General features: G+C 61.7%; 28 protein-coding genes. 20 read left to right on the forward strand and 8 right to left on the reverse strand.

Annotation, left to right across the window (positions count from 1 at the left end):
- The first annotated feature begins 30 nt into the window (after positions 1-30).
- Genes mpl through BFQ03_RS07655 form a run of 3 tightly spaced genes read left to right on the forward strand, consistent with a single transcriptional unit; the run spans position 31 to position 2,283 of the window.
- Positions 31-1,380 (forward strand): UDP-N-acetylmuramate:L-alanyl-gamma-D-glutamyl-meso-diaminopimelate ligase, encoded by a 1,350-nt coding sequence (mpl, locus tag BFQ03_RS07645; RefSeq protein ID WP_032861668.1) that lies wholly within the window; start codon positions 31-33, stop codon positions 1,378-1,380.
- Positions 1,377-2,006 carry a flavin prenyltransferase UbiX gene (gene ubiX / locus BFQ03_RS07650; RefSeq protein ID WP_032861669.1) on the forward strand — a complete coding sequence of 210 codons (630 nt, stop codon included), beginning with the start codon at positions 1,377-1,379 and terminating at the stop codon, positions 2,004-2,006. Before mpl ends, ubiX begins: the two co-directional genes overlap by 4 nt.
- On the forward strand, positions 1,999-2,283 hold the full coding sequence (locus BFQ03_RS07655; protein ID WP_032861671.1) for a YceK/YidQ family lipoprotein: 285 nt from the start codon (positions 1,999-2,001) through the stop codon (positions 2,281-2,283). The genes ubiX and BFQ03_RS07655 overlap by 8 nt, the downstream gene beginning before the upstream one ends.
- Before the next feature lie 89 nt (positions 2,284-2,372).
- Here BFQ03_RS07655 and BFQ03_RS07660 read toward each other — a convergent pair whose 3' ends face one another.
- The 3 genes from BFQ03_RS07660 to BFQ03_RS07670 all read right to left on the reverse strand — a co-directional run bounded on the left by BFQ03_RS07660 (position 2,373) and on the right by BFQ03_RS07670 (position 5,356).
- Complete coding sequence (locus tag BFQ03_RS07660; RefSeq protein WP_032861672.1) at positions 2,373-3,014, reverse strand: oxidoreductase; 642 nt, start codon at positions 3,012-3,014, stop codon at positions 2,373-2,375.
- A 29-nt stretch (positions 3,015-3,043) separates the two neighbouring features.
- Complete coding sequence (locus BFQ03_RS07665) at positions 3,044-4,762, reverse strand: C13 family peptidase (protein WP_065942794.1); 1,719 nt, start codon at positions 4,760-4,762, stop codon at positions 3,044-3,046.
- A gap of 138 nt (positions 4,763-4,900) precedes the next feature.
- On the reverse strand, positions 4,901-5,356 hold the full coding sequence (locus BFQ03_RS07670; RefSeq protein ID WP_032861675.1) for a MaoC family dehydratase: 456 nt from the start codon (positions 5,354-5,356) through the stop codon (positions 4,901-4,903).
- Positions 5,357-5,641: 285 nt separating this feature from the next.
- On the opposite strand from BFQ03_RS07670, the gene BFQ03_RS07675 reads away from it, so the two are divergent.
- From BFQ03_RS07675 to BFQ03_RS07690, 4 genes are all read left to right on the forward strand, one after another.
- Complete coding sequence (locus BFQ03_RS07675; RefSeq protein ID WP_032861676.1) at positions 5,642-6,004, forward strand: CidA/LrgA family protein; 363 nt, start codon at positions 5,642-5,644, stop codon at positions 6,002-6,004.
- A complete protein-coding gene (locus BFQ03_RS07680) occupies positions 6,001-6,717 on the forward strand; it encodes an LrgB family protein (protein ID WP_065942795.1) in 717 nt (238 codons plus the stop codon). The genes BFQ03_RS07675 and BFQ03_RS07680 overlap by 4 nt, the downstream gene beginning before the upstream one ends.
- A gap of 21 nt (positions 6,718-6,738) precedes the next feature.
- A complete protein-coding gene (locus BFQ03_RS07685; RefSeq protein ID WP_032861680.1) occupies positions 6,739-7,329 on the forward strand; it encodes an LON peptidase substrate-binding domain-containing protein in 591 nt (196 codons plus the stop codon).
- A gap of 107 nt (positions 7,330-7,436) precedes the next feature.
- Positions 7,437-7,643, forward strand: a complete 207-nt coding sequence (locus tag BFQ03_RS07690) for a hypothetical protein (protein ID WP_032861949.1) — start codon at positions 7,437-7,439, stop codon at positions 7,641-7,643.
- Position 7,644: 1 nt separating this feature from the next.
- Here BFQ03_RS07690 and BFQ03_RS07695 read toward each other — a convergent pair whose 3' ends face one another.
- Together BFQ03_RS07695 and BFQ03_RS07700 are read right to left on the reverse strand one after the other, a co-directional pair.
- A complete protein-coding gene (locus tag BFQ03_RS07695) occupies positions 7,645-8,961 on the reverse strand; it encodes a bifunctional DedA family/phosphatase PAP2 family protein (RefSeq protein WP_032861681.1) in 1,317 nt (438 codons plus the stop codon).
- A gap of 144 nt (positions 8,962-9,105) precedes the next feature.
- Positions 9,106-9,789, reverse strand: coding sequence for a DNA-3-methyladenine glycosylase (locus tag BFQ03_RS07700; protein WP_032861684.1), 684 nt, complete (start codon positions 9,787-9,789; stop codon positions 9,106-9,108).
- Between the two features lie 175 nt (positions 9,790-9,964).
- Between BFQ03_RS07700 and BFQ03_RS07705 the strand changes: the two genes are divergently transcribed.
- The 13 genes from BFQ03_RS07705 to BFQ03_RS07765 all read left to right on the forward strand — a co-directional run bounded on the left by BFQ03_RS07705 (position 9,965) and on the right by BFQ03_RS07765 (position 22,441).
- Positions 9,965-11,230, forward strand: a complete 1,266-nt coding sequence (locus BFQ03_RS07705; protein ID WP_065942796.1) for a glutamate-5-semialdehyde dehydrogenase — start codon at positions 9,965-9,967, stop codon at positions 11,228-11,230.
- Positions 11,230-11,874, forward strand: a complete 645-nt coding sequence (nadD, locus tag BFQ03_RS07710) for a nicotinate-nucleotide adenylyltransferase (protein ID WP_032861688.1) — start codon at positions 11,230-11,232, stop codon at positions 11,872-11,874. The genes BFQ03_RS07705 and nadD overlap by 1 nt, the downstream gene beginning before the upstream one ends.
- Before the next feature lie 70 nt (positions 11,875-11,944).
- Positions 11,945-12,439 carry a ribosome silencing factor gene (gene rsfS / locus BFQ03_RS07715; protein ID WP_032861691.1) on the forward strand — a complete coding sequence of 165 codons (495 nt, stop codon included), beginning with the start codon at positions 11,945-11,947 and terminating at the stop codon, positions 12,437-12,439.
- 9 nt (positions 12,440-12,448) lie between these two features.
- Complete coding sequence (gene rlmH, locus BFQ03_RS07720; RefSeq protein ID WP_003185785.1) at positions 12,449-12,916, forward strand: 23S rRNA (pseudouridine(1915)-N(3))-methyltransferase RlmH; 468 nt, start codon at positions 12,449-12,451, stop codon at positions 12,914-12,916.
- 15 nt (positions 12,917-12,931) lie between these two features.
- Positions 12,932-14,827, forward strand: coding sequence for a penicillin-binding protein 2 (gene mrdA / locus BFQ03_RS07725; protein ID WP_032861694.1), 1,896 nt, complete (start codon positions 12,932-12,934; stop codon positions 14,825-14,827).
- 31 nt (positions 14,828-14,858) lie between these two features.
- A complete protein-coding gene (gene rodA, locus BFQ03_RS07730; protein WP_050593408.1) occupies positions 14,859-15,962 on the forward strand; it encodes a rod shape-determining protein RodA in 1,104 nt (367 codons plus the stop codon).
- Positions 15,963-15,979: 17 nt separating this feature from the next.
- The gene (gene mltB / locus BFQ03_RS07735; RefSeq protein ID WP_032861698.1) at positions 15,980-16,990 is read left to right on the forward strand and encodes a lytic murein transglycosylase B; all 1,011 of its coding nucleotides are present in this window, start codon (positions 15,980-15,982) and stop codon (positions 16,988-16,990) included.
- Positions 16,990-17,985 (forward strand): septal ring lytic transglycosylase RlpA family protein, encoded by a 996-nt coding sequence (locus BFQ03_RS07740; RefSeq protein WP_032861700.1) that lies wholly within the window; start codon positions 16,990-16,992, stop codon positions 17,983-17,985. The genes mltB and BFQ03_RS07740 overlap by 1 nt, the downstream gene beginning before the upstream one ends.
- A gap of 172 nt (positions 17,986-18,157) precedes the next feature.
- Positions 18,158-19,315: a D-alanyl-D-alanine carboxypeptidase family protein gene (locus BFQ03_RS07745; RefSeq protein ID WP_029292257.1), complete on the forward strand. Its 1,158-nt coding sequence runs from the start codon at positions 18,158-18,160 to the stop codon at positions 19,313-19,315.
- An 85-nt stretch (positions 19,316-19,400) separates the two neighbouring features.
- Positions 19,401-19,676 (forward strand): DUF493 domain-containing protein, encoded by a 276-nt coding sequence (locus BFQ03_RS07750; RefSeq protein WP_015886061.1) that lies wholly within the window; start codon positions 19,401-19,403, stop codon positions 19,674-19,676.
- A complete protein-coding gene (lipB, locus tag BFQ03_RS07755) occupies positions 19,676-20,323 on the forward strand; it encodes a lipoyl(octanoyl) transferase LipB (protein WP_065942797.1) in 648 nt (215 codons plus the stop codon). The genes BFQ03_RS07750 and lipB overlap by 1 nt, the downstream gene beginning before the upstream one ends.
- Positions 20,324-20,348: 25 nt before the next feature.
- The gene (gene lipA, locus BFQ03_RS07760; RefSeq protein ID WP_162237654.1) at positions 20,349-21,350 is read left to right on the forward strand and encodes a lipoyl synthase; all 1,002 of its coding nucleotides are present in this window, start codon (positions 20,349-20,351) and stop codon (positions 21,348-21,350) included.
- A 158-nt stretch (positions 21,351-21,508) separates the two neighbouring features.
- Positions 21,509-22,441, forward strand: coding sequence for a S66 peptidase family protein (locus tag BFQ03_RS07765; RefSeq protein WP_032861703.1), 933 nt, complete (start codon positions 21,509-21,511; stop codon positions 22,439-22,441).
- An 86-nt stretch (positions 22,442-22,527) separates the two neighbouring features.
- Here BFQ03_RS07765 and BFQ03_RS07770 read toward each other — a convergent pair whose 3' ends face one another.
- The 3 genes from BFQ03_RS07770 to holA all read right to left on the reverse strand — a co-directional run bounded on the left by BFQ03_RS07770 (position 22,528) and on the right by holA (position 25,254).
- Positions 22,528-23,853, reverse strand: a complete 1,326-nt coding sequence (locus BFQ03_RS07770; RefSeq protein ID WP_032861704.1) for a lytic murein transglycosylase — start codon at positions 23,851-23,853, stop codon at positions 22,528-22,530.
- A 61-nt stretch (positions 23,854-23,914) separates the two neighbouring features.
- Positions 23,915-24,079: an alternative ribosome rescue factor ArfA gene (gene arfA / locus BFQ03_RS07775; RefSeq protein ID WP_065942798.1), complete on the reverse strand. Its 165-nt coding sequence runs from the start codon at positions 24,077-24,079 to the stop codon at positions 23,915-23,917.
- Between the two features lie 137 nt (positions 24,080-24,216).
- Positions 24,217-25,254 carry a DNA polymerase III subunit delta gene (gene holA, locus BFQ03_RS07780; protein WP_032861707.1) on the reverse strand — a complete coding sequence of 346 codons (1,038 nt, stop codon included), beginning with the start codon at positions 25,252-25,254 and terminating at the stop codon, positions 24,217-24,219.
- Positions 25,255-25,261: the final 7 nt, after the last annotated feature.

Genomic DNA, 25,261 nt, shown 5'->3' on the forward strand with positions numbered 1-25,261 from the left:
AACCTGCCTCGATGTTTTACGAGGTCGACTATGCACATTCACATTCTCGGTATTTGCGGCACCTTCATGGGCTCAATGGCGGTCCTGGCCAAAGAGCTGGGCCATCATGTCACCGGCTCCGATGCCAACGTTTATCCGCCGATGAGTACGCAATTGCAGGCTCAGGGCATTGAGCTGACCCAAGGCTACGACCCGGCGCAATTTGACCCGGTCCCGGACCTTGTGGTGATCGGCAATGCCATGTCCCGTGGCAACCCTGCCGTGGAATACGTGCTGAACAAAGGCCTGCCCTACGTCTCCGGCCCGCAGTGGCTGGCCGATCATGTGCTGCAAGGCCGCTGGGTGCTGGCGGTGGCGGGTACTCACGGCAAGACCACCACCAGCAGCATGCTGGCCTGGGTACTGGAGCACGCGGGCATGAGCCCCGGCTTCCTGATCGGCGGTGTGCCGCAGAATTTCTCGGTATCGGCGCGCCTGGGCGACACGCCGTTTTTTGTGATCGAGGCCGATGAATACGACAGCGCCTTCTTCGACAAACGCTCCAAGTTCGTTCACTACCGCCCACGCACGGCGATCCTGAACAATCTGGAGTTCGATCATGCGGATATCTTCCCTGATCTGCCGGCCATCGAGCGGCAATTCCATCACCTGGTGCGCACCATCCCCAGCGAAGGCCTGGTGATCCATCCGACCACCGAGCCTGCCTTGCAGCGCGTGATCGAGATGGGCTGCTGGACGCCGGTGCAAACCACTGGCGCGGGCGGCCAATGGCAGGTCAAGTTGCTCCGCGAGGATGGCTCCCGGTTTGAGGTGCTGTTCGAGGGCGAGGCCCAGGGCATTGTCGATTGGGACATGACCGGCCAGCACAACGTCGCCAACGCCCTGGTCACCCTGGCGGCTGCGCGCCATGTCGGCGTGGTGCCGGCGATGGGTATTGCTGCGCTGAGTGCGTTCAAGAGCGTCAAGCGGCGGATGGAAAAGGTCGCTGAAGTGAACGGGATCACCATCTACGACGACTTTGCCCACCACCCGACGGCAATTGCCACCACGCTTGATGGCCTGCGCAAGCGCGTGGGCGATGCGCCAGTAATCGCCATTATCGAGCCACGCTCCAACTCCATGAAACTGGGTGCACACCGCGACGGCCTGCCGGAAAGCGTCAATGATGCCGACCAGGTGGTGTGGTACGCACCGGCCAACCTTGGCTGGGACCTGGCGGCCGTGGCCAAACTCTGCAGCGTGCCGTCGATTGTCAGTGATTCGCTGGAAGGCATCATTGAACGGGTCAAGAGCCAGGCCAAACCCGGCACTCACGTGGTGATCATGAGCAACGGCGGCTTCGGCGGCCTGCACGGTAAACTCGCCGAGGCCCTGCAGTGAGCGGGCCGGAGCGCGTCACCCTGGCGATGACCGGCGCGTCCGGTGCACCTTATGGGTTGCGCCTGCTGGACTGCCTGGTGCGCGAAGACCGCGAGGTGTACTTCCTGATTTCCAAGGCGGCGCAGTTGGTAATGGCCACCGAGACGGATGTCTCGCTGCCGCCTAAAGTGCAGATGATGCAGGCCTTCCTTACCGAATACACCGGTGCGGCGGCGGGGCAGATCAAGGTCTACGGCAAGGAAGACTGGATGTCGCCGGTGGCTTCCGGTTCCGGTGCGCCGGCAGCGATGGTGGTGGTGCCGTGTTCCACCGGCACCTTGTCGGCGATCGCCACCGGTGCCTGCAACAACCTGATCGAGCGCGCGGCAGACGTGACCTTGAAGGAGCGCCGCCAGTTGATCCTGGTGCCGCGCGAGGCGCCGTATTCGAGCATTCACCTGGAGCACATGCTCAAGTTGTCGAACATGGGCGTGACCATCCTGCCGGCGTCCCCGGGCTTTTATCACCAGCCGCAGACCATCGATGACCTCGTGGATTTTGTGGTGGCACGGATCCTCAACCTGCTGAATATCCCCCAGGACATGCTGCCGCGTTGGGGTGAGCATCATTTGAGCAGCGATGAATAAAGCACTGTTGATCGTGCTGGCGCTGCACCTGGCGGGTTGCGCCACGGCGCGCACCCTGGATGCGGCGAAACCCGGCGCGCCGGTGGTCTATGCAGGGACGCGCCTGGACCTGTATGCGCTGCAGGGAGGTTGTTGCGCCATGGACCGTTTTGGTGCGCAAGCGCCGAGCTATCCGGGCCTTGATCTGCCGGCCAGCGCGTTGCTCGACACGCTGCTGTTGCCGCTGTCGGCGTTGACGGTATTGGGGGTTGGGTTTAATGCGACGGGTGGGTTGTAACACTGAGCCAAGGTTTAACACCGACCTAAAATGTGGGAGCGAGCAAGCCCGCTCCCACATTGGGCCGGTGCAAAAACCGTTGAACGGATTCACTTGCCAAGCTTGCGCAACTCATCCGACTCGACAACCCGTACCCCGTCCTGCTCCTCCAGCGCCAGGCGCCACATGGCCCGGGCCAGTTCGCACACTTCGATGCCGCGATACTTACCGGGAATCAGCCGCGACAACGGCCCTGCGAGCTTTTCCGCCAGCCGGGTTTCCAGGCGCTCGCCCAACAGCAGCGAAGGTCGCACGATGGTCAGTTGTGGCCAGCCCTGGGCTTTCAAGGCCTGCTCCATTTCGCCCTTGACGCGGTTATAAAACACCGAGGATTTCGGGTCGGCGCCAATCGCGCTGATCACGATCAGGTGCCGCGCTCCCATTTCCCGGGCACGCTTGCCGAACGTCACGACCATGTCCAGGTCGACGGCGCGGAAAGCCGCCTCCGACCCCGCCTTTTTCAGGGTGGTGCCCAGGCAGCAGAAGGCCAGATCTACCCGGCCGCTCAGTTGCGGCAGGAATACCGCCGGGTCGCCGACGGGGTTTTCCAGGTGCGGGTGCTCGGCCAGCGGGCGGCGGCTGGGTGCCAGTACGCGGGTGACGGTGGGCTCGTTGAGCAGGCGGTCCAGCAGATGTTCCCCGGTCAAGCCCGAGGCTCCGGCAAGCAATATATGCTGAGGCGTCAAGTACATGGTGTTTCCCCCCTTGATACAGTTTCAGCTTAGTTGCTCTTGGCTTCCTTGCTATTGATAGAGACGCTTTCCAGCGCCTTTCGTGCCTGCTGTTTACGTAATGATTGCCAGCGGGCGATGACGCTCTTGGGGGCCCAGATCTGCGGTTCGGAGGCTTCGAAATTGTCGGCCATCTCGCGTTCGGTCACATGCCGTTGCGCCAGCTTGAAGGCGTGCTGCAAGTCGTCGGTCTGGTTCAGGGCCTGGGCGAACAGGGCGTCGCCAAAGTAGGTGAAGTCGGCTTCTTCCGAGCAGCCAAACGACACGCGATCGGCGCGCGAGGCGGTCATGATCAGGGTGTGTTCGTCCTTGAGCGCCGGGATGAACCCACCGGAGTAGCACGCGGAAATAACAATGACCTTGTCGCGGTTTTTCAGCGGCGCCATCACGGCGGCCAGTTCGTCGCTCGGCAGGTCGGCCAGTTCCATGCGCGGTTGGTCGAGCACCAGTTGGTGCTCGTGGGTGCCATGGCTGGTCAGGTAGATAAACACCAGGTCTTCGGGGCCGGTGCGTTCGGCCAGGGTCAGTACGGCCCGGCGCAGGCTTTCGCGGGTCGCCATCGGGCGGTCGGCGATATGGTCGCGGTGGTTGACCAGGCGGATCTGGCCGCGCGCGCCGAAGCGACTGGCCAGCAGGTTGCTGACATAGTCGGCCTCGCGCAGAAATACGCTTTGCTTGCCGTCACCAGCCACCACCAGGCTGTACAGCTCGACAGCCGGGGTAGACGCCGGCACGGCCGCGAGGGCCTCATCGAGCAAGCGGCCCTGGGCCAGTACCCCGACTTCGAGGGTATCGGGCAACAGCTTGCCGTCGGCATCGCGCACGCGCAGGCCGTTGAGCCAGGTTCCGGCTTGCACGGTGCCGTCGGTGAGCACGAGGGTGCCCTGGCCCTGATAACTGTCGTTGTCGAAGCCGCCGACGTAGAAGCTGCCGTCGCTGAGGTTCAGGCGCCCTTCACCGGTAAAGCGCCAGTCACTGAATTGCCCGATGTAATGGCTGCCATCCACACCGGTCAGTTCGCCCTTGCCGCTCAGGGCGCCTTCGCGAAATTCACCGGTCCACACGTCGCCATCGGCGTTTTCATAACGGCCCTTGCCGTTGAGTTGGTTCTGCTTGAAGTGGCCGATGTACATGTCGCCTTCGGCACTGTTGAAGGTGCCGTTGCCTTCCAGTTGGCCGTTGACGAAGTGGCCGCTGAACTGGTTGCCACTGTCGTCGTTGCGCTGGCCTTCACCGTTGGGCTTGCCGTGGGCGAACAGCCCCTGGTATTGACTGCCGTCCGCCAGCTCCAGGCGCCCGAGGCCGGAATACTGGTCGTCCTTGAATTCGCCGCGATAGGTCATTTGCCCCTCTTTGAGGGTGCCTTCGCCATTGCGTCGGCCTTGCTTGAAGCCGCCGACGTAGGTATTGGCCGCCGTGGTCAGGGTGCCCTGTCCATCAAACAGACCTTGCTGGAACTGCCCTTTATAGACTTCGCCGTTGCTGCCGTGCCATTCGCCCTGGCCGTGCCACTGGCCCTTGTCGAATTGCCCGGCGTACCAACTGCCATTGGGATAGTCCACCCGGCCCTGGCCTTGCAGCAGCCCATCGACCACATCCCCGCGATAACGCCCGCCGTCCGGCAGCCGTGCGTCGGGCGGCAACAGGGATTCGCCGTCGCCGCAAGCGGTGAGCAACAAGGCCAGAGCAAGGGGAACGATTGGGCGCATAGCGGGATCCGGATAATTGAGCGCCGAGTATGCCGCAGCGGGGGAAGCTATACCTAGTGGTCTGTGTGGTAATCAGGACTTGTCGGCGATGGCGTCGGCAAAAACGCCGTCGCCGGCAAGTCGGCTCCTACATGTGCATCAGACGAAGCAGAGTGACAACGACTCGGCGATATAGGCGGGTTTTTCCTGGCCGTCGATTTCCAGGGTGCAGGTCGCCTTGAGTAGCCACTGGCCAGGCTTTTTCTCGGTTGCGTCGGTGAGGGTCACCGCCAGGCGCACCTTGGAATTGACTTTAACCGGCTGGATAAACCGCACGCTGTCCAGGCCGTAGTTGACGGCCATCTTCAAGCCTTCAGGCATGATCAGGATGTCTTCGATCAGCTTGGGGATCAGCGACAACGACAGGAAGCCATGGGCAATGGTGCTGCCAAATGGGGTCTGGGCGGCTTTCACCGGGTCGACGTGGATGAACTGATAATCGCCGGTGGCTTCTGCGAACAGGTTGATACGCTCCTGGTCGATGGTGAGCCATGCGGAACGTCCCAGTTCCTTGCCGACATAATCATTGAGTTGCGCTACAGGTACGAAGGGCATTGCGACTCTCCTTGGTTCATCAATCTATTCCCCTGTAGGAGCGAGCTTGCTCGCGAAAAACCCAACGTCACCGCGTACTGCCTGGATGCCCGCGTTATCGTTGACGGCTTTCGCGAGCAAGCTCGCTCCTACAGGGGGTGGGTGTTGTTGTTTTCGGTGGATTACAGAGAACCAATGTAGATCATCATGGGCCAATGGTCCGGTCAACCCACCATGCTTTTGGCGAATGCCAGTTCATAGGGGCTGCATGCTTATAATGGCCAAGGGCTTTTGGAGGGAAGGCAGATGTTGTTACGCGGTTTGACTTGGCTGGTGTTGTTCCAATTGCTGGGCACGGCGATCAATCATTTGTTCCTGCCGGTCTTGCCGGGGCCGATTGTCGGCCTGCTGTTGCTGCTGGCGTATCTGGTGTGGCGCGGCGAAGTCGGCGAGCCGTTGAGCCTGGCGGCCAGCAGCCTGTTGCGTTACCTGCCGTTGCTGCTGGTGCCGCCGGCGGTGGGGGTGATGGTGTATGCCAAGGACATTGCTGCCGATTTCTGGGCCATCGTTGGCGCGCTGGTGTTATCGCTGGTGATCGCCATGGGCTTTGTCGGCGTATTGATGCAAAAGCTGGTCAAGCGCCAGGCGCGGCGGGAGGAGGGGCAATGACCTTCGATTGGCAGGGCGCGTGGGCCGCGGTGATCCACCATCCTTTATTTGGCATCGGCATTACCCTGGGTGCCTATCAACTGGTGTTGGCGGGGTATGAAAAGACCCGCTGGATCTTCCTGCAACCGGTGCTGGTGTCGATGTTGCTGGTGATCGGCGTGTTGCTGGGTTGCGGGCTGACCTACGTCGAGTACCGCAAAAGCACCGAGATCATGAGCATCCTGCTGGGCCCGGCTACCGTGGCGCTGGCGGTGCCGCTGTATCTGAACCTGCGACGGATTCGTCAGCTGTTCTGGCCGATTTTTACTACGCTGGTGGTGGGTGGTGTGTTTGCCACCGGCCTGTGTGTGTGGCTGGGATGGTGGTTTGGTGCCGAACACATGGTGCTGATGACCATGGCGCCCAAGTCGGTGACTTCGCCCATCGCCATGCTGGTGGCCGAGCAGATCGGCGGCGTCGCGGCACTGGCGGCGGTGTTCGTGCTGATCACCGGGGTGATCGGTGCGATGATCGGGCCGGCCTACCTGTCGCGCCTGGGGGTACACAGCCCGGAGGCGCGGGGCATGGCCCTGGGCATGACCGCCCATGCTGTCGGCACCTCGGTGGCCTTGCAGGAAAGCGAGGAGTGCGGCGCCTTTGCCGCATTGGCGATGAGTTTGATGGGCGTGGCCACGGCAGTGTTCCTGCCACTGGCCGTGTCTTTGGCGATTTAAGTCGGGTTTAAGGAACGCTTTATGAGTCTGGCGCTGTTCCCTCTCAATACCGTGCTGTTTCCAGGCTGCACCCTCGACCTGCAACTGTTCGAGGCGCGCTACCTGGACATGATCGGCCGCTGCATGAAAAAGGGCGAAGGCTTCGGCGTGGTCTGCATCCTTGATGGCCAGGAAGTCGGCCTGGCACCCGATGGCTATGCAGTGATTGGTTGCGAAGCGCTGATTCGTGATTTCAAGCAGCAGGACAATGGCTTGCTGGGGATTCGGGTCGAGGGTGGGCGCAGGTTTCGGGTGCGCGAGGCGGATGTGCAGCGCGATCAACTGTTGGTAGCCGATGTCGAGTGGCTGGAAGACCTGCCCGAGCGCCCGTTGGACGAGGAGGATGCTGATTTGTTGGCGCTGCTTGAGGCCCTGGCGGAGCACCCGATGGTCGCCTCGCTGGACATGGGCGCCGATGCGCAGGGGCAGCAGGTGCTGGGCAACCGCCTTGCCTACCTGTTGCCGTTCACCGACGCCGACAAGATCGAGTTGCTGCAACTCGACGATCCCCAGCAGCGTCTGGATGCGATCCAGTTGCTGCTGGATGAGTTGCAGGGTGAACTGTTTCCCTGAGCCGGGTTGCCTCGGATTTATCCACGCAAGGTTCGGATTTTTCTTCGATGCCGGGTGCTCATCGCCTGAAATAGTGGAGCTTCAGCCACTACTGTCAGGGAATGAACATGATTCGATTGTCGCCATCGGAGCAGCCGATCTGGGATGCTTTTTTTGTCAGTGTGACCGCGCAATTGATTCAGCAGGCCGGCGATCGTGGCCCGGAGTACATTGCCGAGCGGGCTGCCGAAATCGCCGATGAGATGTTGTTCGAACGCCGGGAGCGCTGCTCTGAACGGCGTAGCGCTCCCGTGGACTGGGTCGGTCCGGCCTAGATCAGTAGGCGTAGCGCAGCAGGGCGTGGGTGGTCCCGGTCAGGGCAAAGAACCCCAGAACCGCCACGCATCCCGGCACGATCAGCCACCACACCTTTGGCGCCATGGGCGGTAGCGAGCTCTGGCGCTGGCTCAGCGTCAGGCTGAAGGCGCAAACCGTCATTGCTAGCAAGGTGCCAGCCAGGATATCGCTCGGCCAGTGCGCCCCCAGATACACCCGTGACAGTGCAATGGCGGCGGCCGGGATCGCTCCCAGCAGCAGCCAGGCCAGGCGCATGCGAATCGGTTGGTCGCGACCGGCCAGCACCGCCAGCGCGAGAAAGAACGCAAATGAGCCCGAGGCGTGACCGCTGGGCATGCTGAAGCTGGTCAGCGGGTCGACGAGGATTTCTGGTCGGCCACGGGCAAAGAACAGCTTGCTCCCGGTATTGATCAGCGCGGCGCCCAGCAGTGTGGCGCCGACAAAGATCCCCTGGCGCCATTGCCGTGCCAGGAACAGCAGGCCGGTCAGCACGGCGCTGGCGACGAACATCTTCTTGAACTCACCCAACTGCGTGATCATCACCATGACCCGGTCCATGGTTGGGCTGCGATGCTCCTGGACCAGGGCCATCAATCCCTGGTCAAAGTGGTTCAGGTACGGATAACCGATAAACATCGCAATCAACAAGGCCAGGCTGGCGCAGCCCACCCACAGCGTGGCCCGGCGGTGGCCGCGCAGGGTGCTGTTGAGGGCGATACCGAACAACACGGCCAGGCAGGCGGCAACCACCCCAGCCTCAGGCCAGAACCCTTCGGGCAGCGGCAGGCGGAACGCTGCACCTGCGGCCCAGCCAGGCAACAGGTAGGCGACCGACCAGCCGGCGGCGGCCAGCACGCTGACGGCAGCAAAGCGCGGGAATGGCATGTCGCACATCCCGGCGACCATGGGCAGCATGGGGCGCAGCGGGCCAATGAAGCGTCCTACCAGCAGGCTGACGATGCCGTACTTCTGAAAGTAGGCCTCGGCACCGTCCATCCATTCGGGATGATGACGCAGGCCGGGCAGGCGCCGGATATTCTGGTGGAAATGCCTCCCCAGATAGTAGGAAATCCCATCGCCCAGCAGCCCGCCGAGCAAGCCCAGCAGCAGGGTTTCGCCCAGGGACAACGCACCACTGCCGGCCAGTGCGGCAATGGCGAACAGCAACACCGTACCTGGCACGATAATCCCGGCAATGGCCAGGCACTCCACAAACGCGACGATAAACACCGCCGCCGCCAGCCATTGCGGGTTAAGGGTCAGCCAGCCAGTAATGCCATCGAGCCATGGGCCCATACAATCACTCCATCAATGGTCGTATCCTCTGTAGGGGCGAGCTTGCTCGCGAAAATCGCTAACGATAACGCGGGCATCCTGGATAAACCTGGCGCCTGGACGTTTTTCGCGAGCAAGCTCGCTCCTACAAGAGGACGCAGGTTTTCAAATCAAAACGTAGTCGCGGCCTTCGACCTGGCCGCGTCGCAACGGGTTCCGTGTGCAATACACCGCATAGCCTGCATCGACGAAGCGATACATCAAGTGTTCATCCCGCCCACCGGGAATGCCCAGGCGGGTGGTCTGGATAATCTGCGCGGGCGTAAGGTTCACATCCTCGACGTACAGTCGCTGCGGGTCGAAGCGCTTGGCGTCCCACATTGGCACCTTCAAACCCAAGGCCTTGCACAGCAGTGTTTGCCCGGCGCAGAGCTTCTGGGCCGGGCGCGGCCGGCCGCTGGCGTCAGGGTTGTTCAGCAGCATTTGCGCCAGGCTGCCCGGCCCTGAGGCCTCATCCACCCACGGGTAGGCCGACTTGATTAGCACGGCATTGCCCGGCCCTTGGGCGCTGAAGTTCAGGGAGTCGCCACCACGGGCGTAGTACATATAGATGTGCCCGCCATCCAGAAACAAAGCCTTACGCTTTTCTGTGTAGCCGAGGGATGCATGGCTGCCTTTTTCGGCTAGGTAATAGGCCTCGGTTTCAATAATTCGCGCCGACAGCCACACATCGTCGACGCGATGGCGGATGACTTTGCCCAGCAAATCTTTCGCGAGCGTTTGCGCGTCGCGGTCGAAAAAGCCATCAGGCAGGGGGCTGGCGAGGATCTTGGGCGAAAAACTGGACATGACGGTTGACGGTTGCGCAGGCCAAATGTGACAGGATGATATCAACTCCAGGCTTAATCACCGCTGAACGTCGTCTTTTTGCAGTTCATTTCGACCATCCGCCCCTCACCGCTGTCCGTAGGACGGCGCGACAGCTATAATCTGCCGCTTTCCTCTTTGCCAAGACCTCCAGACCATGACTGAGTCCGTTCTTGACTACATGACCCGCCTGGGTCGCGCTGCCCGTCAGGCCTCGCGGTTGATCGCCCGTGCGAGCACTGCGCAGAAGAACCGTGCCCTGCTGGCTGCCGCCGACGCTCTGGATGCCTCGCGCTCCGAGCTGATCGCCGCCAACGAGCAGGACCTGGCCAATGGCCGGGCCAATGGTCTGGAACCGGCACTGCTCGATCGCCTGGCGCTGACGCCGGCACGTATAGACGACATGATCGAAGGCCTGCGTCAGGTGGCCAAGCTGCCTGACCCCATCGGTGAAATCCGCGACATGCGCTACCTGCCGTCCGGGATCCAGGTCGGCAAGATGCGCGTGCCCCTGGGTGTGATCGGCATCATTTATGAGTCGCGTCCGAACGTGACCATTGACGCTGCGAGCCTGTGCCTCAAGTCCGGTAACGCCACCATCCTGCGCGGCGGCTCCGAGGCCATCAACTCCAACCGCGCCATCGCCGCTTGCATCCAGCAAGGCCTGGCCGTGGCCGAGTTGCCGGCGCAAGTGGTGCAGGTGGTGGAAACCACCGACCGCGCCGCCGTTGGCGCGCTGATCACCATGCCTGAATTTGTCGACGTGATCGTGCCGCGCGGTGGCAAGAGCCTGATCGAGCGCGTCAGCCGCGATGCCAAGGTGCCGGTAATCAAGCATTTGGATGGCGTCTGCCACGTATATATCGACATTGCGGCCGATCTCGACAAGGCGATCCGCATTGCCGATAACGCCAAGACGCACCGCTACGCGCCGTGCAACACCATGGAAACCCTGTTGGTCCACGCCGGCATTGCCGAGCGCGTGTTGCCGCCATTGGCTGCGATCTATCGTGACAAGGGTGTTGAGCTGCGCGGCTGCGAGCGTACCCGGGCGTTGCTGGGCGATGACGTAATCGAAGCCACCGAGCAGGATTGGTACACCGAATACACTGCGCCGATCCTGTCGATTCGGGTCGTTGATGACCTGGACCAGGCCATCGAGCACATCAATACCTACGGCTCCAAGCACACCGATGCGATTGTTTCCGAGCATTTCAGCGATGCCCGGCGTTTCCTCACCGAAGTGGACTCCGCGTCGGTGATGATCAACGCTTCGACACGCTTTGCCGATGGCTTTGAATATGGCCTGGGGGCGGAGATCGGTATTTCCACCGATAAGCTCCACGCCCGTGGCCCGGTTGGCCTGGAAGGCTTGACCAGCGAGAAGTACGTGGTCTTTGGCGATGGCCATGTGCGCACTTGATGGGTAAACGCATCGGGCTGCTCGGCGGTACCTTCGACCCCGTGCACATCGGCCATTTGCGCAGTGCCCTGGAAGTGGCGGATACCCTCGGGCTGGAAGAGCTGCGGCTGATCCCCAACGCCAGGCCGCCGCACCGGGATACACCGCAGGTCAGCGCGCAGGAGCGCCTGGCAATGGTGCAGTGCGCGGTGGCCGGGATTGCCCCGTTGGTGGTGGACGACCGCGAGCTCAAGCGCGATAAACCGTCCTACACTATCGACACCCTGGAGCAGACGCGGGCCGAGTTGGCCGCCGATGACCAGTTGTTTCTGCTTTTGGGCTGGGACGCATTTTGCGGCCTGCCCACTTGGCATCGCTGGGAAGAGTTGCTCCAGCATTGCCACATCCTGGTTTTGCAACGCCCGGATGCCGACAGCGAACCGCCGGATGCCTTGCGCAACCTGCTGGCAGCGCGGTCGGTAAGTGACCCACAGGCCCTGACCGGGCCGAGCGGGAATATTGCATTCGTCTGGCAGACCCCGCTTGCGGTGTCGGCCACCCAGATCCGTCAACTGCTGGCCAGCGGTAAGTCGGTACGTTTCCTGGTGCCTGACGCGGTCCTGGCCTACATCGATGCGCACGGGCTTTACCGTGCGTCGAACTGAAAAGGCGCGCTTGAAGGCACGAATAGTCGTGTATTGAAGCGCCCGAACTAATGAGCAAAACGAGTTTTATATGACGAACAAAGACGTAAGCAAAGTTAAGCGCAAAGGCACCTTCAAGAGCGCACCGTTGCCGGTGGAAGCCTTGCTGGTCCCGGCTCCTGAGGGTGAAGCGCTGGTAGCGCTGGCCGTCGCCGCCCTGGAAGACGTGAAGGCCCAGGACATCCAGGTCCTGGACGTGCGCGACAAGCAAAGCATCACCGACTTCATGATCATCGCCACCGGTACCTCCAACCGCCAGATCGGCGCGATGCTGGACAAGGTTCGCGAAGCCGTCAAAGCCCAGGGCGTCAAGCCATTGGGTGAAGAAGGCAAGGGCGACAGCGACTGGGTACTGGCTGACCTGGACACGGTGATCGTACACATGATGACCAGCAACGCCCGCCAGTTCTACGACCTGGAGCGCCTGTGGAAAGGTGCCGAGCAGAGCCGTGCCGCCGATGGCAAGCACCACAGCCCTGAAGTCGGCCACGCGCACTTCGACAAGCTCAACAAAGACCAGGAATAAGGAACGGCTGTGCGCTTGCGCCTGATCGCTGTCGGTTCACGCATGCCCAAGTGGGTGGAAGAAGGCTGGCATGAATATGCCAAGCGTCTGCCATCCGAACTGGCGCTGGAGCTGGTGGAAATACCGCTCAACACCCGGGGCAAGAACGCCGATGTGGCGCGCTTTATCCGTCAGGAAGGCGAGGCGATGCTGGCCAAGGTCGGTCCCAACGAGCGCATCGTCACCCTTGAGGTGCACGGCAAGCCCTGGAGCACCGAGCAGTTGGCGGTGGAACTGGATCGCTGGCGCCTGGATTCGCGCACGGTCAACTTCATGGTCGGCGGCCCCGAGGGGCTGGCGCCGGAAGTCTGCGCGCGGGCCGACCAGCGCTGGTCGCTGTCGCCCCTGACGCTGCCGCATCCGCTGGTACGGATCCTGATCGGTGAACAGCTGTATCGCGCCTGGACAGTCCTGTCCGGGCACCCTTATCACAAATAGTCTGCGCCCTGCCTGATGACCCAGCCGATCCGCATCAAGGACCACGAGAAAGACGCACGTCTTGTACGCGCGCGCGTGATCTTTGGCGCGATCGCGGTGGTGGTGCTGATGTGCGTGTTGATCGCCCGTCTGTATTACCTGCAGGTGATCCAGTACGAATATCACTCCACACTGTCGGAAAACAACCGGGTGCATGTGCAGCCGATTCCGCCGACCCGTGGCTTGATTTTCGATCGCAATGGCGTGGTGATCGCCGATAACCGACCCAGTTTCAGCCTGAGCATGACCCGCGAGCGCTCCGGTGACTGGCAGCAGATCCTCGATGTGATTGTCGAGGTGTTGCAACTGACCCCGGAAGACCGGGTGATCTTCGAAAAGCGCATGAAACAGGGGCGGCGCCCGTTTGAACCGGTGCCGGTCCTGTTTGAACTGACTGAAGAACAGATCGCCAGGATTGCGGTGAACCAGTTCCGCCTGCCGGGTGTAGAAGTGGTGGCGCAGTTGGTGCGCCATTACCCGCAAGGGGCGCACTTTGCCCACTCGGTTGGTTACATGGGGCGGATCAACGAAAAAGAGCTGAAAACCCTCGATCCGGTCAATTACAGCGGCACCCACCATATCGGCAAGACGGGTATCGAGCGTTTCTACGAGCCGGAACTGCACGGCCAGGTAGGTTACGAGGAAGTCGAGACCAACGCCCGTGGCCGCGTGCTGCGAGTGCTCAAGCGGACCGACCCGATACCCGGCAAGGACATTGTCCTGAGCCTGGATATCAAGCTGCAGGAGGCCGCAGAAATGGCCCTTGGCGGCCGGCGTGGCGCGGTGGTCGCACTGGATCCGAATACCGGTGAGGTCCTGGCCATGGTCAGCCAGCCGAGTTTCGACCCCAACCTGTTTGTGACCGGGATCAGCTTCAAGGCCTATGCCGAGTTGCGCGACTCCATCGACCGGCCGCTGTTCAATCGGGTGCTGCGCGGTCTGTATCCGCCGGGTTCGACCATCAAACCGGCGGTGGCGATTGCCGGCCTGGATGCTGGTGTGGTCACCGCTTCCAGCCGAGTCTACGATCCGGGTTACTACATGTTGCCCAACTACGATCACAAATACCGTAACTGGAACCGCACCGGCGACGGCTATGTGGACCTGGATACGGCGATCATGCGTTCCAACGATACCTACTTCTATGACCTGGCCCACAAGCTGGGGATCGATCGTTTGTCGACCTACATGGGCAAGTTCGGCCTCGGTCAGAAAGTGTCCCTGGACATGTTTGAAGAATCCCCAGGCCTGATGCCTTCCCGGGAATGGAAGCGTGCCACCCGTCGCCAGGCCTGGTTCCCTGGCGAGACCCTGATCCTGGGGATCGGCCAGGGCTACATGCAGGCCACGCCCTTGCAGCTGGCCCAGGCCACGGCGCTGGTGGCCAGCAAGGGCAAGTGGATTCGCCCGCACCTGGCCAAGACCATCGAGGGTGAAAAGCCGGTGGATGACAACCCGATCCCGGACATCATCCTGCGCGATCCATCCGACTGGGCCAAGGTCAACCACGGCATGCAACAAGTGATGCACGGCGCGCGGGGCACCGCGCGCAAGGCGGCTGCCGGTGCGCAGTACCGGATTGCCGGCAAGAGCGGTACCGCCCAGGTGGTCGCGATCAAGCAGGGCGAGAAATACGACCGCTCCAAGGTTCAGGAGCGCCATCGTGACCACGCCTTGTTCGTCGGTTTCGCCCCGGCCGACAACCCGAAAATCACCGTAGCGGTCATGGTCGAAAACGGTGAATCCGGTTCTGGTGTGGCCGCTCCGGTGGTGCGCCAGATCATGGACGCCTGGTTGCTGGATCAGGACGGCAAGCTCAAGCCTGAGTTTGCCAACCCTTCAAGCGCGGAGGCTACGGCCCGTGAAGAGTAATTTTGACCGCATCCTCTCCAGTGAAGATGTGATGCGTCGCCGCGCCACCTTGTTGCAGCGCATGCACATTGATGGCCCGTTGCTGATCCTGCTGCTGACCCTGGCGGCTGGCAGCCTGTTTGTCCTGTATTCGGCCAGCGGCAAGAACTGGGACCTGTTGATCAAACAGGCGTCGTCGTTCGGTCTGGGCCTGTTGTCGATGGTGGTCATCGCCCAGTTGGAACCGCGCTTCATGGCGCGCTGGGTGCCGCTGGGGTATGTCGCTGGCGTCCTGTTGCTGGTGGTGGTGGATGTCATGGGGCATAACGCCATGGGTGCCACCCGCTGGATCAATATTCCGGGGGTGATTCGCTTCCAGCCGTCGGAATTCATGAAGATCCTGATGCCGGCCACCATCGCCTGGTACCTGGCCAAGCGCACGTTGCCGCCGCAGCTCAAGCATGTAGGGATCAGCCTGATCCTGATCGGCATTCCGTTCATTCTGATTGTGCGCCAGCCGGACCTTGGCACCGGCCTGCTGATCCTTGCGGGTGGTGCGTTCGTGCTGTTCATGGGCGGCCTGCGCTGGCGCTGGATCGTCAGTGTGCTGGTGGCGGCCGTGCCGGTGGCGATCGCCATGTGGTTCTTCTTCATGCACGATTATCAGAAGCAGCGGGTGCTGACCTTCCTCGATCCCGAGAGCGATCCGTTGGGCACCGGCTGGAATATCATCCAGTCCAAGGCTGCCATCGGTTCCGGCGGGGTGTTTGGCAAGGGCTGGCTGCTCGGCACCCAGTCGCACCTGGACTTCCTGCCGGAAAGCCACACCGATTTTATTATCGCGGTGATGGGCGAAGAGTTCGGCCTGGTGGGCATTTGCGCGCTGCTGCTGATCTACTTGCTGTTGATCGGGCGCGGCCTGGTAATCACCGCGCAAGCGCAGACGTTGTTCGGCAAATTGCTGGCCGGTGCGCTGACAATGACTTTTTTTGTTTACGTTTTCGTCAACATCGGTATGGTCAGTGGCCTGCTGCCGGTGGTTGGGGTGCCGTTGCCGTTCATTAGCTACGGCGGAACTTCGCTGGTGACATTACTGTCAGCGTTTGGGGTTTTGATGTCGATCCATACCCATCGCAAGTGGATCGCACAGGTTTGAATAAGGTGAAGATGTCAATGCAAGCAATGCGCGGCTGGGCTGCTCGGTATGCGTCCTGTCTGGGCCTGTTGGGCGCCTTCGGCGTTTCACCGCAGGCCTTGGCCGGCGATTACGACGGCTCGCCCCAGGTCGCCGAATTTGTCGGCGAGATGACGCGTGACTATGGTTTCGCCGGCGAACAACTGATGGGCGTGTTCCGCGAGGCCCAGCGCAAGCAGGCGATCCTCGACGCCATCTCCCGGCCCGCCGAGCGCGTCAAACAGTGGAAGGAATATCGCCCGATGTTCCTCACCGACGCCCGGGTGGCGCGGGGTGTGGACTTCTGGCGCCAGCACGAGGCCGTGCTGGCTCGCGCCGAGAAAGAATACGGCGTGCCGGCCCAGGTGATCGTGTCGATCATCGGCGTTGAAACCTTTTATGGGCGCAATACCGGCAGTTATCGAGTGATCGATGCCTTGTCGACCCTGGGCTTCGATTACCCGCCCCGCGCCGAATTCTTCCGCAAGGAACTGCGTGAGTTCCTGCTGCTGGCCCGTGAAGAGCAGGTCGACCCATTGACCCTCAAGGGTTCCTACGCCGGGGCCATGGGCTTGCCACAGTTCATGCCCAGCAGCTTTCGCGCCTACGCCGTGGATTTTGACGGTGATGGCCACATCAATATCTGGAGCAATCCCGATGATGCCATTGGCAGCGTTGCCAGTTACTTCAAGCGTCATGGCTGGGTAGGTGGCGAACCGGTGGTGATCCGTGCGGATGTCACGGGGGATCGCGCCGATGAAGGCCTGACCCAGGGTATCGAACCGGTGAAAACCGTCGGGGAGTTGCGAGCGCTGGGCTGGTCAAGTCATGATGCGCTGCGCGATGATATGCCGGTTACTGCCTTCCGCCTGGAAGGCGCCGATGGCCCTGAATACTGGATGGGCCTGAAGAATTTTTACGCAATCACGCGTTATAACCGCAGTGTGATGTACGCCATGGCCGTGCATCAGCTGTCAGACATGCTGGTTCAAGCACGGGGCGTCAAGTAATGCGGGTATCGCCAATCAATAAACCGCTCAAGCTGGTGGCGCTGGCCGCATTGTCCTTGCTGGTTGTCAGTTGTTCCACCAGCCGTGCGCCGACGCAGAAGGCCGCTGGCCCGGTAGTCCGCGCGCAGCCTGGGCTGGATATCAACCGGGCCCACAAGGACGGCGCGCCGTGGTGGGACGTCGACGTCTCGCGTATCCCGGATGCCACGCCGACCCTGCATACCGGCAACTATAAGGCCAACCCCTACACGGTACTGGGCAAGACCTACTTCCCGCTGCAAGAGTCCAAGAACTACGTGCAGTCGGGCACGGCGTCCTGGTACGGCACCAAGTTCCACGGCCAGAACACCGCCAACGGCGAGGTGTACGACCTGTACGGCATGAGCGCGGCGCACAAGACCTTGCCGCTGCCGGCCTACGTACGGGTGACCAACCTGGACAACAACCGCGTGGTGATCCTGCGGGTCAACGACCGTGGGCCGTTCTATTCCGACCGAATCATCGACTTGTCCTACGCTGCCGCGAAAAAACTCGGCTATGCCGAATCCGGCACGGCGCGGGTCAAGGTCGAAGGCATCGACCCAGCCCAATACTGGGCGCAGCGCGGCAAGCCGGCGCCGTTGATGCTCAACGAACCACAAAGCGCACAGCCGCAGATCACCGCCTCGGCGGGCAAGGTCGAACAGTGGACGCCGCCGCCCCAGCAACACGCTGCGCCAGTCGTGGCCGTGCCACAGGCGGCGCCGGGCAGTGCAGCGGGCGGGCAGTACCTGCAAGTCGGCGCTTTCGCCAACCCGGATGCGGCAGAACTGTTAAGGTCCAAGCTCAGCGGGATGGTCAGCGCGCCGGTATTTATCAGCTCCATCGTGCGTAACCAGCAGACCCTGCACCGGGTACGCCTGGGCCCTATCGGCTCGGCGGGCGAAATTGCCCAAGTGCAGAACAGCGTGCGACTGGCCAACCTGGGTCAGCCCAGCGTGGTCAGCGCGGAATAAGTAGCGGATTGAGGGTCCAGGCACGCCTGGGTCCTGGTTGCAGGCTCTTTGGATAATAAAAACCCGAAGGCAAGGGTTGAGCTGGCAACTGAACACGCGACAGCCTGGCAACGGGTTGTCTGAATAGTTTTGCCCGCGAGGGCAAGTTTCCATAAGCAATTTCGAGAGACGGATGAACATCACCACCTTAGCCAAACGCCTGTGCCTGCTTGTCCCGCTGATCATCGCGCCCGCTGCCTGGGCCGTCGAAATGATGCCAGCGCCACCGCAACTGGCTGCCAAGTCCTACGTGCTCATGGATGCCGCCAGCGGCAACGTGCTGGTCGAAAACAACGGTGACCAGCGCCTGCCGCCGGCCAGCCTGACCAAGCTGATGACCGCCTACATCGCGACCCTGGAAATCCGTCGCGGCCAGATCGGTGAAAACGATCCGGTGACCGTCAGCGAAAACGCCTGGCGTACCGGTGGTTCGCGGATGTTCATCAAGGTCGGCTCCCAGGTGACTGTCAGCGACCTGCTGCACGGCATCATCATCCAGTCCGGCAACGACGCCAGCGTCGCCCTGGCCGAGCACATCGCCGGCAGCGAAGATGCATTCGCCGACATGATGAACAAAACCGTGACTGACCTGGGCATGACCAACAGCCACTTCATGAACCCGACCGGCCTGCCAAACCCAGACCACTACTCGTCGGCCCATGACATGGCGATCCTGGCCCGCGCGATCATTCGCGTCGACCCAGTGCACTACGCCATCTACTCCCAGAAAGAGTTCTTCTGGAACAACATCAAGCAACCTAACCGCAACCTGTTGCTGTGGCGTGACAAGACCGTCGACGGCCTGAAAACCGGCCACACCGACGAAGCGGGCTACTGCATGGTGTCCTCGGCAGTACGTGACGGCCAACGCCTGATTGCCGTGGTGTTCGGCACCAACAGCGAGCAGGCACGTGCGGCTGAAACCCAGAAGCTTTTGACTTACGGTTTCCGCTTCTTCGAAACCCAGACCTTCTACCAGAAGGGCGCTGAACTGGCCCAGGCTCCGGTCTGGAAAGGCACCGAGCGTCAAGTCAAGGCCGGCCTGGCTGATGACCTGACCCTGACCATGCCTAAAGGCCAGCTCAAGAAACTGGCTGCCAGCATGACCATGAACCCACAACTGACCGCGCCAATCGCCAAGGGCGATGTGATCGGTAAAGTCGAAGTGAAGCTGGACGACAAAGTCGTACACAGTGCCGATCTGATCGCACTCGACGCTGTTGAGGAAGGTGGTATCTTCCGCCGCGTGTGGGATAGCATCCGTCTATTCTTCTACGGCTTGTTCAACTGATTGTGTGCACCCGCAAAGCCCCGCGTTGATCCGACGCGGGGCTTTGCTCGTCGCCACGGCTTACCGCTTACGAGGCCGTTACGCCATGACCGATAAAGAAGTAAAGGCGCCAAAGATCGAATTCCCGGTGGTGGACTATCCCATCAAGGTGATCAGCGATACCGGTGTCGGCCGCAAAGACCTGATCCTCGAAATCGTGCGCAAGCACGCTACGATCAACGATCAGCGCGTGGATGAGCGATCCAGCTCTACCGGCAAATACACCACGATCCAGTTGCACATCGTTGCGACTGATCAAGACCAGCTCTACAACATCAACAGTGAACTGCGGGCCACCGGCTTCGTGCACATGGTGTTGTGATGTCACAGGTCCTGGGCTTTCGCGAGCTCGGCCAGATGGCCTACGAGCCGGTCTGGCATGCGATGCAACGGTTCACCAACGAGCGCGGCACTTCGGCTCCTGATGAAATCTGGCTGGTGGAACACCCGCCGGTATTCACCCAGGGGCAGGCTGGCAAGGCTGAGCATCTGCTACTTCCGGGTGATATTCCGGTGGTGCAGGTCGACCGAGGTGGCCAAGTGACTTACCATGGCCCCGGGCAACTGGTGGCCTATCTGCTATTGGATGTGCGCAAGCTGGGGTTTGGCGTGCGTGATCTGGTCAGTCGCATGGAAACCTGCCTGATCGAGCTATTGGCCAGCTACGACGTAACCGCGGCAGCCAAGCCCGACGCTCCAGGTGTTTATGTCGACGGCGCGAAAATCGCCTCCCTGGGCCTGCGCATCCGCCATGGCTGTTCCTTTCATGGCCTGGCCCTGAACGTGGACATGGACCTGGCGCCGTTTCGCCGGATCAATCCCTGTGGTTACGCCGGTTTGGCCATGACCCAGTTGAGCGATCACGCAACACCTATAGAATTTGCCGAGGTAAGTGCCCGGCTGCGCGCGCAGCTCGTCAAACACCTCGACTATGCTGAGCAGACGACCCTGACGGGCGGAATCGACTGATATGACTACTGATGTTGTGCAAACCATGATCCCGACGCTGGACATTACCGACCGTCCGGCCCCGGCTCCGCGTGCCAAGGTGGAAGCCGGCGTCAAGCTGCGCGGCGCCGAGAAGGTTGCACGCATCCCGGTGAAGATCATCCCGACCACCGAACTGCCGAAAAAGCCCGACTGGATCCGCGTGCGCATCCCGGTCTCGCCGGAAGTCGACCGCATCAAGGCCCTGCTGCGCAAACACAAGCTGCACAGCGTGTGTGAAGAAGCCTCTTGCCCGAACCTGGGTGAGTGTTTCTCCGGCGGCACCGCGACGTTCATGATCATGGGTGACATCTGCACCCGTCGTTGCCCGTTCTGCGACGTTGGCCACGGCCGGCCCAAGCCTTTGGACGTCAACGAGCCAGAAAGCCTGGCCATCGCCATTGCCGACCTGAAACTCAAGTACGTGGTGATCACCTCGGTAGACCGCGACGACCTGCGTGACGGCGGTGCCCAGCACTTTGCCGACTGCATCCGCGAAATCCGCAAACTGTCGCCGAACGTGATGCTCGAAACCCTGGTCCCTGACTACCGTGGCCGGATGGACGTGGCGCTGGAAATCACCGCCGCCGAGCCGCCAGATGTGTTCAACCACAACCTGGAAACCGTGCCACGCCTGTACAAGGCCGCGCGTCCGGGCTCGGACTATCAGTGGTCGCTGACCCTGCTGCAGAAATTCAAGCAGATGATGCCGCACATCCCGACCAAATCCGGCCTGATGCTGGGCCTGGGCGAAACCGACGAAGAAGTGATCGAAGTCATGAAGCGCATGCGCGAACACGACATCGACATGCTGACCCTCGGCCAATACCTGCAACCGTCGCGCAGTCACTTGCCGGTGCAGCGTTTCGTGCACCCGGACACCTTTGCCTGGTTTGCCGAAGAAGGCTACAAGATGGGCTTCAAGAACGTTGCGTCGGGCCCGCTGGTACGTTCGTCGTACCACGCCGACGAACAGGCCAAGCTGGTCAAGGCGAGCCTGGTTTCGTAAGCCGCACCGCAGAATCAATGTGGAATGCGGGCTTGTGTGGGAGCGGGCTTGCTCGCGAAGGCGCAGTATCAGTCACTTGATCCATTGACTGACACTGCGCCTTCGCGAGCAAGCCCGCTCCCACATTGGGTTCTGCGTTACAGATAGGGAGAACATGGATGACCGCTCAACCGAGTGCCGTCGTACCCGCGTTGCGAGTTGAAGGCACTATCGGCCTGATCGCCCCCGCCGGCCCCTCCGCGCTGGATGTGGAAAAGGCCGGGCAATGGATGCGTACCCGTGGCTACGAGCTGCGGATCTTCTCGGGGGTGTATGAGCGCGACGGCTACCTGGCCGGCAGCGACAAAGTACGCCTGCGTGACCTGCATGCGGCCTTCGCCGACCCCGATATCGACGCCATCTTCTGCCTGCGCGGTGGCTACGGCACCCCGCGCTTGCTCGACGGTGTGGATTTTGCCCTGTTGGCCGCCAACCCCAAGCCTTTCGTCGGCTACAGCGATATCACCGCGCTGCACCTGGCGATCAGCCGCTATGCCGGTTTTGTGACCTTCCACGGGCCGATGCTCAATGCCGACCTGCTCGGTGACAAGCAACAGCCCACCGAATCATCGCTGTTCAGCCTGCTGCGTGGGCAACTAGGGGCTGGCAGTGTGCTGGCGCACCCGGTGGCCTACCCGCTGACCACCATTGAGCCTGGCATCGCCTGCGGGCGCCTGCTGGGGGGCAACCTGTCAATGATCGCGGCCGTGATGGGTACACCGTTCGAAATCGATGCCGAGGGCATCATTCTGTTTATCGAAGACGTCAACGAGCCGATCTACCGCATCGACCGCCTGCTGACGCACTTGCGCCTGGCGGGCAAGTTGGCACAGGTTCACGGTGTGCTGGTGGGGGATGTGGCGGGGGTGGATAGCGTTGCACTGGAGCGGCTGTTGAAGCAGACCTTCGAGCCGTTGTGCATCCCGGTCCTGGCTGGCTGGCGCAGCGGCCATTGCGACCCGAACCTGACCTTGCCGATGGGCGCCTTGGTGCGACTGGATGCGGGGGAGCAGCGGTTAGTGCTGGAGCAGGATGTGGTGTTCAAACCCTGAGTATTTAGTCGTCTGTCAGGCCGTTATCGCGAGCAAGCCCGCATTTGCCCCTGTGGGAGCGGGCTTGCTCGCGAAGGCACGCAGTTCTAGCGGTTCTGCAAGGATTCCAGCAACTTCACCGTCGGATACCCATCCGCCGGCCAGCCCAACGACTGCTGCGCCGCACGAATCGCCTTGCGCGTATTGGCGCCGATAATCCCATCCGGGTTGCCAGCGTCATAGCCCTTGGCGCTCAACACCGTCTGCAACTCGATACGCTGGGAGCGGGTCAGTGGCAGTTCGTCCGTTGGCCAATCCCCGCGAATCACCCCGCCACCGCCAAAGCGCTCGGACAACAGGCCGACTGCCAGGGCGTAGGACGACGAGTTGTTGTACTTGAGGATTGCGCGGAAGTTATCCAGCACCAGGAACGCCGGGCCACGATGGCCGGCCGGCAGCAGCAGGGCGGCGGACAGCGCCTCGACATTGGGCGGGACGCTGGCACCGGCCGGCACCTGCAGCCCGAGTTTCAACCATTCGCCCACCGGTTTGCGCACTACGCCATCAGCCAGGGCGTAGTCGAAGTTTGCCGGCAATTGCTGTACCTCAAAGCCCCACGGCTGGCCTTTCTGCCAGCCGGAGCTTTGCAGGTAGTGCGCGGTGGAGGCGAGGGCGTCGGCGGAACTGTTCCAGATGTCGCGGCGTCCGTCACCGTCGAAGTCCACCGCGTGGGTGTTGTAGGTGGTCGGAATGAATTGGGTCTGGCCCATGGCACCGGCCCAGGAGCCGCGCATCTGCTCGGCCGGGATATCACCGTGCTGGATGATTTGCAGCGCGGCCAGCAATTGCGCCTGGGCGAATGCCGGGCGACGGCCTTCGTAGGCCAGGGTCGCCAGGGAGCGGATCACCGAATTGTTGCCCTGGAACGAGCCGAAGTTGCTTTCCATGCCCCAGACCGAGACCAATACCTGGCGATCCACGCCGTAGCGTTGTTCGATGCTTTGCAGGATATCGGCATGCTTGATCAGCAAGGCCTGGCCGTTACGCACGCGCAGCGCCGACAAGGCGCCGTTGAGGTATTCCCACACCGGCCGGGAAAACTCCGGCTGGCTGCGGTCGGCGCGGATGACTGCCATATCGGGGGTGACGTTGGCGAAGGCGCTGTCGAACACTGCAGGCGTAATGCCGGCTTTCAGGGCTTCGACGCGAAAACCTGCCTGCCATTCGGCGAAGGTCTGGGTCGGTTGGATATCAAGATTGGTCACGGCCAGGGGCGCAACTACGGCGGGTGCGGCAACCGGTACGGGCTGGAACGTAGGCAGGGGCTGAGCGTCGGCGGCGGTGGGTTTTTCGGCGCAGGCGACTAACAGGATCAGGCTGGAGGCAGCAATCAATTGGCGAAGGTGCCAACGACGGGAAAGACTAGAGGGCATGCACAGGTCCAGGAAATACGAATCAGGTGCAGACCTTATCATGCCAGAGGGGCGCTTGCCTTCAGGCAGCCAGAAAGTAAGAAGCCTCCCAGCTATTAGACTGAAAGGCTTCGCGGTGGTAGCTGCCTTTGCCTTTGCCGGCTCGTTCCTGGCGACTGCGGAACAACGGCTGGGCAATGAGGGATTTGGCCTTGTTGGGGCCATGCTTGGATGGCTTTTTGCTCATGATCGGTACTCTCCGATGGGTGGGTAATGCGCTGCGAATCATCTGCCGAAGTTTGCCGGCTGTCCAGCCCGGCGCGATGTAGGAAATGGCCTCGGTCTGAATGTGAAATGCCGGCTTGTGTTGTTCTGGATAATTGATTATTCGGCGGGGAGTGCCAGGCGCTGGCCAGACATAAGCAGCGACAAACGGCTCAAGCTCATCCACGGCGACCCGGCAGCCTGGCCCTTGATCTGTGCATCGATGCGCTGGGCTTCGAGCAACAATTGCGCCCAACGTTGCGCCGAGTGCCGTTGCAGGGCCTTGCTCATCAGTGGCTTGCGCTTGTCCCACACGGGTGGTCGGGCCTGGCTGAAGCATTTGTCCAGTGGCGTGCCTTGGCTGTATTGCAGGGCAATATTGGCCAGTACGCGCAGTTCGCGGGCCAGGGCCCAGAGAATCACGGGCGGTTCCACGCCTTCGCCGCGCAGCCCTTCGAGCATGCGCAAGGCATGTGCCGGTTCGCCATTGAGAATCGCGTCAACCAACCCGAATACGTCAAACCGCGCACTGTCGGCCACCGCACCTTGCACGGTTTCGACGGTAATCTGCCCGTCTTCGGCCATCAGCTTGAGCTTTTCGATTTCCTGGGCGGCGGCCAGCAGGTTGCCTTCGACCCGAGCTGCAATCAGCTCGACAGCATCTTGGGTGGCAGACAGCCCGGCTTGCGACAGGCGCTGACGAATCCATTGCGGCAACTGGTTGCTGTCGACCGGCCAGATCTGGATGAACTGGGTTTGTGCCCCTTCCACCAGCGCCTTGCCCCATTTGGTCTTCTGCGCACTGCCATCGAGCTTGGGCAAGCTGATCAGCAACAGTGTGTCCTCGGCAGGGCGAGCACAGTATTCCATCAGGGCTGCCGCGCCTTTGTCGCCGGGCTTGCCCGAGGGCAGGCGCAATTCCAACAGGCGTTTTTCGGCAAATAGCGACATGCTGGCCCCGGCCTGGAGCAGGGTGCCCCAGTCGAAGCTGGCGTCGGCGCTGAATACCTGGCGTTCATCAAAGCCCTGCTGGCGCGCAGCCTGGCGAATGGCGTCGGCGGCTTCCTGGCACAACAGCGGGTCATCGCCGCTGACGATGTACACAGGCGCAAGACTGCCTTGCAGGTGTTTGGCGAGTTGGGCGGGGGCGAGTTTCATAGGCTGG

This window comes from Pseudomonas sp. 25 R 14 (assembly GCF_900004755.1).
Taxonomy (GTDB): domain Bacteria; phylum Pseudomonadota; class Gammaproteobacteria; order Pseudomonadales; family Pseudomonadaceae; genus Aquipseudomonas; species Aquipseudomonas brenneri.

Excerpts from the sequence above, each read along its gene's own strand:
- mpl (WP_032861668.1), top strand. The coding sequence starts at position 31 with ATGCACATTCACATTCTCGGTATTTGCGGCACCTTCATGGGCTCAATG.
- BFQ03_RS07655 (WP_032861671.1), top strand. The coding sequence starts at position 1,999 with ATGAATAAAGCACTGTTGATCGTGCTGGCGCTGCACCTGGCGGGTTGC.
- BFQ03_RS07660 (WP_032861672.1), bottom strand. The coding sequence starts at position 3,014 with ATGTACTTGACGCCTCAGCATATATTGCTTGCCGGAGCCTCGGGCTTG.
- BFQ03_RS07665 (WP_065942794.1), bottom strand. The coding sequence starts at position 4,762 with ATGCGCCCAATCGTTCCCCTTGCTCTGGCCTTGTTGCTCACCGCTTGC.
- BFQ03_RS07670 (WP_032861675.1), bottom strand. The coding sequence starts at position 5,356 with ATGCCCTTCGTACCTGTAGCGCAACTCAATGATTATGTCGGCAAGGAA.
- BFQ03_RS07675 (WP_032861676.1), top strand. The coding sequence starts at position 5,642 with ATGTTGTTACGCGGTTTGACTTGGCTGGTGTTGTTCCAATTGCTGGGC.
- BFQ03_RS07680 (WP_065942795.1), top strand. The coding sequence starts at position 6,001 with ATGACCTTCGATTGGCAGGGCGCGTGGGCCGCGGTGATCCACCATCCT.
- BFQ03_RS07685 (WP_032861680.1), top strand. The coding sequence starts at position 6,739 with ATGAGTCTGGCGCTGTTCCCTCTCAATACCGTGCTGTTTCCAGGCTGC.
- BFQ03_RS07690 (WP_032861949.1), top strand. The coding sequence starts at position 7,437 with ATGATTCGATTGTCGCCATCGGAGCAGCCGATCTGGGATGCTTTTTTT.
- BFQ03_RS07695 (WP_032861681.1), bottom strand. The coding sequence starts at position 8,961 with ATGGGCCCATGGCTCGATGGCATTACTGGCTGGCTGACCCTTAACCCG.
- BFQ03_RS07700 (WP_032861684.1), bottom strand. The coding sequence starts at position 9,789 with ATGTCCAGTTTTTCGCCCAAGATCCTCGCCAGCCCCCTGCCTGATGGC.
- BFQ03_RS07705 (WP_065942796.1), top strand. The coding sequence starts at position 9,965 with ATGACTGAGTCCGTTCTTGACTACATGACCCGCCTGGGTCGCGCTGCC.
- nadD (WP_032861688.1), top strand. The coding sequence starts at position 11,230 with ATGGGTAAACGCATCGGGCTGCTCGGCGGTACCTTCGACCCCGTGCAC.
- rsfS (WP_032861691.1), top strand. The coding sequence starts at position 11,945 with ATGACGAACAAAGACGTAAGCAAAGTTAAGCGCAAAGGCACCTTCAAG.
- mrdA (WP_032861694.1), top strand. The coding sequence starts at position 12,932 with ATGACCCAGCCGATCCGCATCAAGGACCACGAGAAAGACGCACGTCTT.
- rodA (WP_050593408.1), top strand. The coding sequence starts at position 14,859 with ATGCGTCGCCGCGCCACCTTGTTGCAGCGCATGCACATTGATGGCCCG.
- mltB (WP_032861698.1), top strand. The coding sequence starts at position 15,980 with ATGCAAGCAATGCGCGGCTGGGCTGCTCGGTATGCGTCCTGTCTGGGC.
- BFQ03_RS07740 (WP_032861700.1), top strand. The coding sequence starts at position 16,990 with ATGCGGGTATCGCCAATCAATAAACCGCTCAAGCTGGTGGCGCTGGCC.
- BFQ03_RS07745 (WP_029292257.1), top strand. The coding sequence starts at position 18,158 with ATGAACATCACCACCTTAGCCAAACGCCTGTGCCTGCTTGTCCCGCTG.
- BFQ03_RS07750 (WP_015886061.1), top strand. The coding sequence starts at position 19,401 with ATGACCGATAAAGAAGTAAAGGCGCCAAAGATCGAATTCCCGGTGGTG.
- lipB (WP_065942797.1), top strand. The coding sequence starts at position 19,676 with ATGTCACAGGTCCTGGGCTTTCGCGAGCTCGGCCAGATGGCCTACGAG.
- lipA (WP_162237654.1), top strand. The coding sequence starts at position 20,349 with ATGATCCCGACGCTGGACATTACCGACCGTCCGGCCCCGGCTCCGCGT.
- BFQ03_RS07765 (WP_032861703.1), top strand. The coding sequence starts at position 21,509 with ATGACCGCTCAACCGAGTGCCGTCGTACCCGCGTTGCGAGTTGAAGGC.
- BFQ03_RS07770 (WP_032861704.1), bottom strand. The coding sequence starts at position 23,853 with ATGCCCTCTAGTCTTTCCCGTCGTTGGCACCTTCGCCAATTGATTGCT.
- arfA (WP_065942798.1), bottom strand. The coding sequence starts at position 24,079 with ATGAGCAAAAAGCCATCCAAGCATGGCCCCAACAAGGCCAAATCCCTC.
- holA (WP_032861707.1), bottom strand. The coding sequence starts at position 25,254 with ATGAAACTCGCCCCCGCCCAACTCGCCAAACACCTGCAAGGCAGTCTT.